We start from the raw sequence: 11,868 nt of genomic DNA on the forward strand, positions 1-11,868 counted from the left end.
CACCCGGGGCGGTCGAGCGGCGAGCCAGGGCCCGCCGTGCATCCATGTGATCCGGCAGCCGCCGGATCACGCGAAGCCCCGGCCGCCGTGGCGCCGGGGCCGGCGGCGGTCAGCCGTCGGCGCGCGGCGCGGGCGCAGCCTTGTCGCCGGCGGCGGCCTCGGCCGCCAGCGGCATCAGCCGCTTCAGCATGTCCTGCACCAGCGGGCTCTTGCCGGCCACGCCCTCGATCGCCTTGCCCACCGACAGCGCCTTGGCGAAAGAGTTGAAGAACTCGCCCTCGCCGCCGACGATGTCGATCTTCGCCTTGCTGAGCGCCGAGGCCAGCACCTCGGCCTGCTCCCGGGCGATGTCCTTGCCGGCCTCGATCGAGGCGATCGCCTGCTCGAAGCTCTTCTCGAGCTGCATGCGGAACTCCTCGTGCTCGCGCGCCTTGTCGCCGAGCTGCTCCAGCGCGCCGAACTTGTCGGTCAGGCCCTCGGCCTCGGAGCGGAACTTCTCGCGCAGCACCTCGGCCTCGGCCAGGCCGACGTCGCGAGCCGCCTTGGCCTTGGCCACGGCCAGCGACTCCTCGCCGCGCGCCTGGGCGGTGAGCTTCTCCTCCAGGACCTTGGCATCCGCCAGGCCCTGGTCCTGCCGGCCGCGGGCCTCGGCGGTCATCTTCTCGGCCACGACCTTGGCCTCGGCCAGGCCTTCCTTCTCCATCGCCGCCGCGGTGATCTCGCGCACCCGCGCATCGGCCAGGCCCGGCGCGGCGCGCTCGGCCTCGGTGCCCTCGGCCAGCTTCTTCTGCGCCTCGGCCTTCTTCGCGGCAGCCTCCAGCTCGGCCTGGGCGATGGTGGTCAGCTCCACCGCCTTGTGCCTGGACGCGGTCTCCTCGGCCTCGGCCTGCTTGACCTGCCGCACCAGTTCCTCCTCCGCCTGCGCCTGGGCGTTGAGGATCGCCACCTGCTTGAGGCGGTCGGCTTCGGAGACCTCGCGAACCTCCTTGATGCGCTCCTCTTCCTGGGCGACGGATTTCTCCACCACGATGCGCTCGCGGATGACGTTGGCGATCTCCTTGCGCTGCTCCTCCAGCGCCTTTTCCTTCTCGATCCGCTGCAGCTCGACCTCGCGCTCGCGCGAGACGATCTCCAGATCGCGCGCGCGCGAGACCTTCTCCACCTCGATCACCACCGCGCGCTGGCGGTTCTGCTGCGCCACCTCGACCTCGCGCTGGCGGTTCTCCTCGCGGATGTCGATCTGCTCCTGGGTCTGGATGCGGGCGTGCTCAGCCTTGAGCCGCTCCTCCTCGCGCACCTTCTCGGTCTCGGCCTCCTCGCGCGCCCGGATGGTCTCGATCTCGCGCTTCTGCCGCGCCTCGGCGTCGGCCTGCTGGCGCTCCAGCGCCAGCATCGCCTCGCGGGTCTCGACGTTCTTCTTGGTGATCGCCAGCTCCTCGTTGCGCGAGAGCTCGTTGGTGATCACGTTCTGCGCCGCGGTCAGTTCGGTGATCTTGCGGATGCCCTCGGCGTCGAGGATGTTGGACGGGTCGAGCGAGTGCTTGGGCGTCTGCTCCAGGTAGTCGATCGCCACGTCCTCGAGCACATAGCCGTTGAGGTCGTTGCCGATCACCTCGACGATGCGGTCGCGGAAGTCCTGGCGGTTCTCGAACAGCTTGACGAAGTCGATCTGCTTGCCGACCGTCTTCAGCGCCTCGGAGAACTTGGCGTTGAACAGCTCGTTGACCGCGCCCTTCTCCGAGGCGCGGTCGACGCCGATCGCCTTGGCGACCTTGAGCACGTCCTGCGGCGTTTCGTTGACGCGCAGGTAGAAGGCGACGGTGATGTCGGCGCGCATGTTGTCGCGGCAGATCAACCCGTCCTTGCCCCGCCGATCCACCTCGAGGGTGATCAGCGAGATCTTCATGAACTCCTTCTTGTAGATGATCGGGTAGACCAGCGCACCGGTGAAATGCACTTTCGGCGTGGCCGACAGGTCGTTGACGATCAGCGCGGTGCCCTGAGGCACCTTGATGTAGAAGGCCTTGAACATCACGAACAGGCCCAGGATCACCACCACGAGGACGCCGATCCCCAGCAGGAACGGCATCAGCAGTGCGAGGTCGAGAGTCATCGGTCCATCTCCATATGAAGAACAGTGAGCGGGTACGGCGCGCCATCGGCGGCCGGTGAACGGCCGCTAGCGGCCGTGGAATTCGTCCTCGCCGACCACCCGGTAGGCGTTGTCCGGTTCGAGGTACTCGAGCAGCACTACGCGGTCGCCGCGGTGGAAGCCGCCTTCGCGGTCGCTGCGCACCTGCAGGATCAGGCCTGCGCCGCCGTCCTCGACGGTGGCCTGGCCGCCGGTGGCGGTGACGGCAGGGCTGCGCACGGTGGCCGCCATACCGATGACCGAGCGTTGCGCCTGTGGCGCCAGCCGGGCGAGGAAGTGGCGGATCGGACGCAGCGCCTGCCCGGCCCCCAGCACCCCGGCCACGAACGCGACCAGCAGCACCACCGCGCCGAGCGGAAAGCGGAGCAAGGTAGAGCCGAGATGCCGCAGCAGCAGGTAGTCGGCGAAATAGCTGACAAGCCAGGCAATGAAGGCGAGCAGGGTGAGGACCAGCATCAGCGGCAGGCCGCCGAGCCCGAACTTCATCATCACCGCGGTCAGGCCCTGCGGCTCCATGCCGTCGATGTCGGGCAGCGCCCAGCCGTCCAGGGCTTCGCTCTGGAAGATCCCCAGGGCTGCCAGCAGCCACAGCGCCACCATGACCCCAAGCGCGAGGCTGAAGACCACGGTCGGGAACGAAAGCGCGATGCGTAGAAACTCTTCCATTGCCTCCCCCTGGCCCGTCCGGGCCACCCCCGCCGGGCGCCTTGGCGCCCGGCTCGACATTCGGCGCCTTGGCGCCCGGCCCGACGTTCGGCGCCCTGGCGCCCGGCCCATCATGGACGCCGGCGGGCGTCCGGCTCAATCACGCGGCACGTGAACGCCGGTCAGTCCGCCTGCTGGCGGCTCTTCAGCCGATCGAGCACCGACTCCGCGCTTGCCGCATCGGCGAGGATGCCGGCGTCGCGCAACTTGGCGTCGACGACGTCCGTGCCTTCGTCGCGCGCCAGCTCCGACGCCGCCTCCATGCGCGCGCCGCGCTCGGCCTGGCGCTTCTTGACTCGCTCCAGCGAGTCCACCGCAGTCTGCAGGCGCGACTGCGAGCCGCTGTAGCGGTGCGCCACCGTGGCCTGGGCGCGCTGCACGCTCTCCGTGGCCTTGACCGTGTCGACCTGCTGCTTGAGCCGCCGGATGTTGCTCTCGGCCTGGCTGATCGCCTTGCGCAGGTCCGCCACGCTGGCCTGGAACTGCCCGACCTGCTGGCGCTCGCCGTCGCGCACCTGCTCCATCGCGGCGATCTTGCCGGCCACCTCCCGGGCGAGATTCTCGTCGCCACCATCGAGTGCCTTGATGGCATAGGCCTCGTACTCGCCGACCTTCTTCTCGGACTCGGCCAGCCTGGCCTCGGACAACTTCAGCTTGGCCATGATCTCGGCCAGCGCTTCCTTGGACCGGCGCAGCTCGTTGTCGGAGTCGCGGATCTCCTGGTCGAGAATGCGCAGGGCCTGGCCGTCGACCACCGCCTCGCCCATCTCGTTGGCGCCGCCGCGCAGGGCGGTCAGCAACTTGCTCCAGATGTTCATGTCCTGTCTCCTCGCCGGGCCGCTCAGGCGGCCGCCTTCAGGTGGGATTCGTACGCCTCGGTGGCCTTGATCACGTTGTCGGCCAGGCTCTCGATCTCGAAGGCCACGTTCGACAGGGAGGAGCGGGCATCCAGCGCGCCGAACATGATGTAGGCCGCTTCCCCGCCCATCTGTTCGATGCCGATGGTCGAGAGCGGGAACATCTTGTGGGTGCGCAGCACTTCCTCGTTGAACGCCGCCGCGTCGCCGACCTGCGAGACCGGCCACAGCAGCGCCTCGACCACGATCTGCTCGCCGACCACCGCCAGGAACAGCGGAAGATCGCCGTAGTCGCGCATCACCAGGTGCAGGCTCTGGTCGGCGCCGTCGAGCAACTCGGCGCTCACCGCGCCTGCGCTGAACTGTTCGGTGGCCGACAGCGCCTCGTACAGCGCCCGGGTGGTCCATACCTTCTGTTCGCTCATCTGCCTCTCCCTCGGGTTGGGCGCCGGGCCCCGCGGCTGGCGCATGCGTCGCTCGACTGCCGCGAGTTCGTCGGCGAACTCGGGCAGGATCCACAGCTCCTTCTTCACCAGGCCCTGCTCGCGCAGGCGCTCGCGGTGGCGGCGCTGGTAATAGGCGGAGGTTCTGCGTTCCATGAGTCGCAGCTTAATCATCACATGTGATCGGTGTCAATAGATCACATGTGATTTTTTCAAGAGTCACATGTAACGGGTCGAATGGCTATTCGATGCCGTGCTGGCGGCGGGCCTGGGCGATGCGCTCCGCCACGTCCGGCGTCACCCCGGCCTGCTCGGCGCGCCGGAAGACGTTGTCGAGCACGCGCTTCTCGTCCTCGTCGACGCGGGCGTCGCGCAGCGCCAGATCGAGCAGCCGCTGGAGTTCGGTCGCGTCCATGCGGCCGTCGTCGGTGAACACCGGGATGGCGCCGAGGGCGATGTCGAGGTGGCTGTGTCCGGTGTTCATGATGATTCCCTTCGTGTCTGGCCGTGCCGGCCGGTAGGCCATGTTAAACCCATGTGATGGCCACGGTCGTCGTCGGCGGCCTGCGATGGTGCCGCCGGGTTCGCGGCGGCGGTCTGCCGTGCCCCCGGCGTTTCACCGCACCTTGTGGCGAGCTGCGCTATCACCACCATAACGAACCGGCGCGGAGAGGCCATGCATGAGCCGACGGATCTGAAGTTCGAGCCCTATCGGGGGCCGGCCGGGGGCTGGGGCTCGGTGCATTCGCTGCTGCGCTTCGGCACCGGCAGCCAGGTGCCGACGGTGGAGGCGATGCGGCAGCTGGCCCGCCAGAACAAGGCCGACGGCTTCATGTGCGTCAGTTGCGCCTGGGCGAAGCCTAAGGATCCGCATGCCTTCGAGTTCTGCGAAAACGGCGCCAAGGCCACGTTCTGGGAGCTGGACCAGGGACGGGTCGGCGCCGATTTCTTCGCCCGCCATCCGGTGTCCGAACTGCTGCAGTGGCCGGACTTCGACCTCGAGCGCAAGGGGCGGCTGACCGAACCGCTGCGCTACGACCGCGACAGCGACCGCTACGTGCCGATCGCCTGGGAGGAGGCCTTCGCCACCATCGGCCGCGAACTGCGCGCGCTGGACCCGGCCGGCGTGGTGTTCTATGCCTCCGGGCGCGCGTCCCTGGAGACGTCGTACATGTACGCGCTGCTGGCGCGCCTGTACGGCAACAACAATCTGCCCGACAGCTCCAACATGTGCCACGAAAGCACGTCGGTGGGGCTGCCGCGCAGCATCGGGGTGCCGGTGGGTACGGTGCTGCTGGAGGACTTCGAGGCGACCGACTGCATCCTCTCTTTCGGCCAGAACGTCGGCACCAACGCGCCGCGGATGCTGCACCAGCTACAGGAGGCGAGCCGGCGCGGCGTGCCGATCCTGACCTTCAACCCGCTGCGCGAGCGCGGCTGGGAGCGCTTCATCAATCCGCAGGAGCCGGTGCCGATGGCGACCGGCACCTCGACCCGGATCAGTTCCGGCTACCACCAGGTGCGGGCAGGGGGCGACCTGGCGCTGGTCCAGGGGCTGTGCAAGGCGCTGCTGGAGGCAGACGACGCGGCCCAGCGCGATGGCGCGGCACGCGTGCTCGACGTCGACTTCATCGCCGTCCATACCCGCGGGTTCGAGGATTTCGCAGCGTCGCTTCGCGCCACCGGCTGGGACGAGATCGAGCGCGAGTCCGGCCTGTCGCGTGCCGACGTCGAGGGCGCTGCCGCGATCTACGCCGCCGCGCGCTCGAGCATTCTGGTGTACGGCATGGGCCTGACCCAGCACCGTCGCGGCGTCGACAACGTGCGCATGCTCTGCAACCTGATGCTGATGCGCGGCAACGTCGGCCGTCCGGGTGCGGGGATCTGCCCGGTCCGCGGCCATTCCAACGTGCAGGGCCAACGCACCGTCGGCATCAGCGAGAAGCCGGAACTGGTGCCGATGGACCGGCTGGCCGAGCTGTACCGGTTCGAGCCGCCGCCCAGCAAGGGGCTCGACACCATCGGCACGGTCGAGGGCGTGCTCGACGGCTCGGTGCGCGCCTTCATCGGGCTGGGCGGCAATTTCGTGCGCGCGGCGCCCGACACCCGGCAGCTGGAGCCCGCATGGAAGCGGCTGCGGCTGACGGTGCAGGTGGCCACCAAGCTCAACCGCAGCCACCTGGTCTGCGGCGAGGTGGCGTTGCTGCTGCCCTGCCTGGGGCGGCTGGAGCGCGATATCCAGGCCGGTGGCGACCAGACCGTCACCACCGAGGACAGCACCGCCTGCATCCATGCGTCGTTCGGCACCCACGAGCCGGCCAGCCGCGCGCTGCTGTCGGAACCGGCCATCGTCGCCGGCATCGCCGAGGCCGCGCTGGAGCCGCGCCCCGAGGTGCCGTGGCGCGAGTGGGTGGCCGACTACGGCAGGGTGCGCGACGCGATCGAAGCGACGTATCCCGAGCAGTTCCGCGACTTCAACCGCCGGATGCGCGAGCCGGGCGGCTTCCCACGGCCGATCGCGGCGCGCGAAAGACGCTGGAAGACGGACAGCGGCAAGGCCGAGTTCATGGTGCCCGAAGTGTTGTGCGCGACCGGCTTCGAGGACGCCGCGAATCTGCTGCGGCTGATCACGCTGCGCAGCAACGACCAGTTCAACACCACCATCTACGGCTATCGCGACCGCTTCCGCGGCATCGAGGGCACGCGCCGGGTGGTACTGGTCGGCGAGCGCGACATCGCCCGCCTCGGGCTCCGCGCCGGCCAGCTGGTCGACCTGGTCGGCGACGACGGCGACGGCGTCGAGCGCGAGGTCGGCGGCCTGCGCGTGGTGCCCTACGACGTGCCGGAGGGATGCATCGTCGGCTACTACCCGGAATGCAATCCGCTGATCTCCGTCGCGCATCATGCGATCGACAGCCACGTGCCGGCCGGCAAGTCGGTGCCGGTGCGGATCCGCGCCGAGACGCGCGCTCCCGTCCCTGCCGGCCCGGCACCGGTCTGAACGGCCGGGCGGCGTCTCGCGGGTGGGTCGCCTGAGCGTCCGCCGCCGGCGGCCGCAGCCGACGACTGGTCTGTCGCACAGAGGCCCTGCGCGTACGGAACAAAAAGTAACGTTTGAAGATGCGCGAAGCGAGTTTTTCTCGCGTCCGCTTCCCGCACACTGCGCGCCATGAAGGTGTCGCGCCATGCGTAGCAAGCTGTTCGTACCCGGCTCGCGACCGGAGCTGTTCGCCAAGGCGTTCGCAGGCGAGGCCGATGCGGTTTCCCTCGATGTCGAGGATTCGGTGCCGGAGCATGCCAAGGCCGCCGCCCGGATCGACATCATGGCGTTTCTCGGCTCGGCAACGGCGGCGGAAACCGGCAAGCTGGTGATCGTGCGCGTCAACGCCCTGGCGTCGGCGCATTTCGAGGCCGACCTCGGCGCCTTCGCGCGGCCCGGCGTGGACCTGCTGAACCTGCCGAAGGTGGCGGATGCGGCCGACGTGGTGCAGGCGGCCGATGCGCTCGAGGCCGCCGAGCGCCGCAACGGCGTCGACGTGCCGATCGGGCTGCTGGTCAACATCGAGAGCGCGCGGGCGCTGCGTGCGGCGCACGAGATCGCGTGCGCGCATCCGCGCGTGGCCGGGCTGCAGCTGGGTCTGGGCGACCTGTTCGAGCCGCTGGGCATCGAGCGCGGCAGCATCGCCAACGTGCACGCGTCGCTGTTCGCGCTGCGGATCGCGGCGGGCGAGGGCGGATGCTTCGTCTGCGACAGCGCCTATCCGCTGCTCGACGACGAGGCCGGATTCCGCGCCGAGGCGGAGCTGGCGCGGCGGCTGGGCTTCTGCGGCAAGAGTTGCGTGCATCCGCGACAGGTCGCCTGGGCCAACGAAGTATTCGGCGCCGCCGCGCCCGACCTGGCGCAGGCCCGCCGGATCGTGGCGGCTGCGGCGGAGGCGGGGCGCAAGGGCCGCGGGGCATTCGTCCTCGACGGCAAGATGATCGACCCGCCGTACCTGCGGCGCGCGAGGGAACTGGTCGAGCGGCTCGACGGACAGCGCGGGCAGGATGCGGCCCGCTGAGTCCGTCGCCTGGCCGGAGGGCGGCACGATCGCCGTCAGGCGCCGGCCGTGGCTGCGGGGTCCGGTCCGGGATCGCACCGATCGCGCAGGCAAACCCCCGGTGGCCGGCGCGCTGGTCGCATTGGCGCTGCTGCTCGCATGCGGTCCGGCGGTGGCGGAAAGCCTGTCCACGCTCCGGACCGCCGCGCTGCCGGCATGGCCTGCGGATGCGCCGGCGCCGGAGGCGCTGGTCGCCGTGGCCGGCTCGCCGGTGGTCGTGGCCGGCGACGGCGCGAGGATCCTCGACGGTGCCGGACGATGGCGGCGGCTGTCGTGGCGCAGGCCGGCCGGCAGCGTGGTGGTCGCCGGCTTCGGCGATACGGGCGGCGCCGGCTATCTGTTGCTCGCCGCAGCCGGATCGCCGCGGTCCGCCGGGCGCATCGTGCGCCTGGATCCGCCGTCCGCAACGCTGGCCGGCAGCGCGCTGCCGGCACTGCCGGAACACCTGATGCGGGCCCAGGGCGCGGCGCGGTCCGGCGCGCTCTACGTCGCCGGGCTGGACGCCGACGGCGGCCCACGGCTGCTGACGCTCGACGGCGGCGCCCGCGCGCCGGCATGGACCGCGCGCGAAGGCTGGCCGGGCGGAGGCGCGCCGCGGGCACTGGCGGCGACCGCGCAGGGCATCCACGTCGCCGTGGACGGCGGAGGGACGGGCCGACCCGATCGCCTGCTGCGCTGGACCGCGGGCGACGGTTGGCGCGAACTCGGCGCGGTCCCGGGCGAGGTGGTGGCGGGCGCGGTCCGCGCGTTGGGGCAGGCGCATCTGCTGTTCGCGGTACGCGATGGCGGTGGATCGGCATTCCTCAGCTACAACACCATCACCGGCGCCTGGACCGAGCCGCCAGGCGCACGCGCCGGGACGATCCGCGCGGCGGCGCCATGGGGCGACGGCCTCGCCTGGATCGACGGGACGGCCGGCGCGCCGCGACTGGTCGCGACCGAGATCGAGTCCGGCCGGCTGCTGTTGCGCTGGCTCGACTGGATCCTCATGGCGGTCTACCTGGCGGCGATGGTCGGCATCGGCGTGTTCTTCTACGCCCGCGACCGCAATGCCTCGACCGCCGATTTCTTCGTCGGCGGCCGCTCGATCCCGTTCTGGGTGGCGGGGGTGAGCCTGTACGCCACCAACGTCAGTTCGATCAGCTTCATCGCCATCCCGGCCAAGGCGTTCGAGAGCAACTGGCAGTACCTGACCAACAACCTGATCGCCGTGGTCGGGCTGATGTTCGTGGCGGTTTGGATCGTGCCGCTGCTGCGGAGGCTCGACCTGATGTCGGTGTTCTCCTACCTGGAGACGCGCTTCCACCCGGCGATCCGGATGATCGCCAGCGCGCTGTGCATCGTGGTGCAGATCGGCAGCCGGATGAGCGTGATCCTGTTCCTGCCGTCGCTGGCGATCGCCACGATCACCGGCATCGACGTGGTCTGGAGCGTGCTGATCATGGGCGGCTTCACCATCCTCTACACCACGCTGGGCGGCATGAAGGCGGTGGTCTGGACCGATTTCGTGCAGGTGTTCGTGATGTTCGGCGGCGCGCTGTTCGCGATCGGCTTCATCCTGCTGCAGATCGACGGCGGCCTGCCCGAGTTCGTCGCCACGGTCCAGGCCGAGGACAAGATGAAGCTGCTCGACTTCAGCTTCGACCTCACCCAGGCCACGGTCTGGGGCTTCCTGTTCCTGGTGCTGTTCGACGTGGTGCTCACCTTCCCCAAGGACCAGGTGCTGATGCAGCGGGTGCTGTCGACGCGCTCGGACCGCGAGGCCGGGCGTTCGGTATGGACGTTCGCGGCGATCATGATCCCGGGCGGCTGCATGTTCTACGGCATCGGCACCGCGCTCTACGTCTACTACAAGGCGCATCCGGAGCGCATGGACCCGCTGCTGCCGATCGACGCCACCTTTCCGCTGTTCATCGCCGCCGAGCTGCCGATGGGGGTGACCGGGCTGATCGTCGCCGGCATCTTCGCCGCCGCCATGTCCACCCTGTCGAGCATCATCAACAGCGTCTCCACCCTGGTTTCGGTGGATTTCTACGAGCGCCTGGCCCGCAACCCGAGCCAGAAGGCCAGCGTGCGCCTGGCGGGGGCGACCGGGGTGCTGGTGGGCCTGATCGGCATCGGCCTGGCGCTGCTGCTGTCGCGGTTCGACATCCACTCGCTGCTGGACATCTCGATCGAGCTGTTCGGCCTGCTCGGCGGCGGCTTCGCCGGCGCCTACACCCTGGGCATGTTCACCCGCCGCGCCAACGCGCCGGGGGTGGCGATCGGCATCGCCAGCGCCATCGTCCTGACGCTGGTGGCCAGGTCCATGGAACTGGTGCATTCGTACTTCTATCTCGCCATCTCGATCCTGATCTGCATCGTGGTGGGCTACCTCGCCAGCCTGCTGTTCCCCGCGCCGACGCGCTCGCTGGCGGGACTGACCATCCACGACCCGGCGCCCGGCGCCGCGGCCTGAGCCGTGGCGCGGTGGCGGGTCGGGCAGGACTTCCGGCGCTCACGCGCCGGACCGGCTTCGGTTAGCGTGGCGGCCCCGGATGCGGAGCGGTGACGTGGACACGCAATTCCTGAGAACCTTCGTCGCCGTCGCCGACCACGGCTCGATGGCGGCCGCGGCGCGCCTGCTCAACATCACCCCGGCGGCGGTGGCGCAGCAGATCCGCACCCTGGAGCGCGAGATCGGCGCGCCGCTGATCGCCCGTGCCGGCCGTACCGTGTGCGTGACCGAACCGGGCGCGCGCATCCTGGGCCGCGCCCGCGACCTGCTGCGCGACGTCTCCGACCTGCGCAGCGTCGCCAACGACGGCACCCTGTCCGGCGAGCTGCGGATCGGCGCCTGCCCGACCGGGCTGGCCGGGATCCTGCCGGACATCCTGGCGCGGATGGTCGGCGAGTTCCCGCAGATCAACGTGTTCATCCGCCCGGGCTATTCGGCCGATCTGTACAGCGAGGTGGAAGGCGGCGACCTGGACGCCGCGGTGGTGCTGCAGGCGCCGTATGCGCTGCCGAAGACCTGCGACTGGCAGCTGCTGCGCGAGGAGCCGCTGGTGGTGCTGGCGCCGCGGCGGATGGCGGGACGCGATCCGCACGAGCTGCTGGCCGCCGAGCCGCTGATCCGCTACGACCGCAACCATTGGGGCGGCCGCCAGGCCGACGAATACCTGCGCCGGGTCGGGATCGTGCCGCGCGAGCGCTTCGAGGTGAACGCGCTCAACGCGATCGCGGTGATGGTCGACCGCGGCCTGGGCGTGTCTCTGGTCCCCGACTGGGCGCGGCCTTGGCCCGAAGGACTCGACCTGGTGCGGCTGCCGCTGCCCGAGGCGCACCTGGTCGAGCCGCGGCGCATCGGTGCGGTCTGGTCGCGCTCCAGCGTGCGCATCCGCCTGGTGCGCGCGCTGCTCGAGGAAGCGCGCAAAGCGCTGGCCTGAAAAGCAGCGGCCGACAGCGATGCTGCAGCGCACCAAACGTTTTCCTGCTTGATAGGCAAGAAAACCTCATCTCTGAACATAGCCCGTGCAGGTGTGACGCCCGCCACGCCGCGCCTAGGCTGCCCGGGACCCGAGAAGGGTCGGCGCCGGGAGGGCGTCGCGACGCACGGCGCATCCCGCGTC

Annotated in this window: 9 protein-coding genes; 4 read left to right on the forward strand and 5 right to left on the reverse strand. The window is 70.1% G+C overall.

Features of this window, described 5'->3' with window-relative positions:
* Positions 1–109: 109 nt before the first annotated feature.
* From H0E84_RS07910 to H0E84_RS07930, 5 genes are all read right to left on the reverse strand, one after another.
* Positions 110–2,113 carry a flotillin family protein gene (locus H0E84_RS07910; RefSeq protein WP_180678091.1) on the reverse strand — a complete coding sequence of 668 codons (2,004 nt, stop codon included), beginning with the start codon at positions 2,111–2,113 and terminating at the stop codon, positions 110–112.
* A gap of 66 nt (positions 2,114–2,179) precedes the next feature.
* Positions 2,180–2,818 (reverse strand): hypothetical protein, encoded by a 639-nt coding sequence (locus tag H0E84_RS07915; protein ID WP_180678092.1) that lies wholly within the window; start codon positions 2,816–2,818, stop codon positions 2,180–2,182.
* 161 nt (positions 2,819–2,979) lie between these two features.
* Complete coding sequence (locus tag H0E84_RS07920) at positions 2,980–3,675, reverse strand: PspA/IM30 family protein (RefSeq protein ID WP_180678093.1); 696 nt, start codon at positions 3,673–3,675, stop codon at positions 2,980–2,982.
* Positions 3,676–3,698: 23 nt separating this feature from the next.
* Positions 3,699–4,313: a biofilm formation regulator BacA gene (gene bacA, locus H0E84_RS07925; RefSeq protein WP_180678094.1), complete on the reverse strand. Its 615-nt coding sequence runs from the start codon at positions 4,311–4,313 to the stop codon at positions 3,699–3,701.
* Positions 4,314–4,398: 85 nt separating this feature from the next.
* Complete coding sequence (locus tag H0E84_RS07930) at positions 4,399–4,641, reverse strand: hypothetical protein (protein ID WP_180678095.1); 243 nt, start codon at positions 4,639–4,641, stop codon at positions 4,399–4,401.
* A 192-nt stretch (positions 4,642–4,833) separates the two neighbouring features.
* On the opposite strand from H0E84_RS07930, the gene H0E84_RS07935 reads away from it, so the two are divergent.
* The 4 genes from H0E84_RS07935 (at position 4,834) to H0E84_RS07950 (ending at position 11,685) form a co-directional block, all read left to right on the forward strand.
* On the forward strand, positions 4,834–7,158 hold the full coding sequence (locus H0E84_RS07935; protein ID WP_180678096.1) for an FdhF/YdeP family oxidoreductase: 2,325 nt from the start codon (positions 4,834–4,836) through the stop codon (positions 7,156–7,158).
* 184 nt (positions 7,159–7,342) lie between these two features.
* Positions 7,343–8,218, forward strand: a complete 876-nt coding sequence (locus H0E84_RS07940) for an HpcH/HpaI aldolase/citrate lyase family protein (protein WP_180678097.1) — start codon at positions 7,343–7,345, stop codon at positions 8,216–8,218.
* A 100-nt stretch (positions 8,219–8,318) separates the two neighbouring features.
* Complete coding sequence (locus H0E84_RS07945) at positions 8,319–10,715, forward strand: sodium:solute symporter (RefSeq protein WP_345776288.1); 2,397 nt, start codon at positions 8,319–8,321, stop codon at positions 10,713–10,715.
* Between the two features lie 94 nt (positions 10,716–10,809).
* Entirely contained in the window at positions 10,810–11,685 is an 876-nt protein-coding gene (locus H0E84_RS07950; protein WP_180678099.1) for a LysR substrate-binding domain-containing protein, read from the forward strand.
* Positions 11,686–11,868 lie beyond the last annotated feature (183 nt).

This window comes from Luteimonas salinisoli (assembly GCF_013425525.1).
GTDB classification, from domain to species: domain Bacteria; phylum Pseudomonadota; class Gammaproteobacteria; order Xanthomonadales; family Xanthomonadaceae; genus Luteimonas; species Luteimonas salinisoli.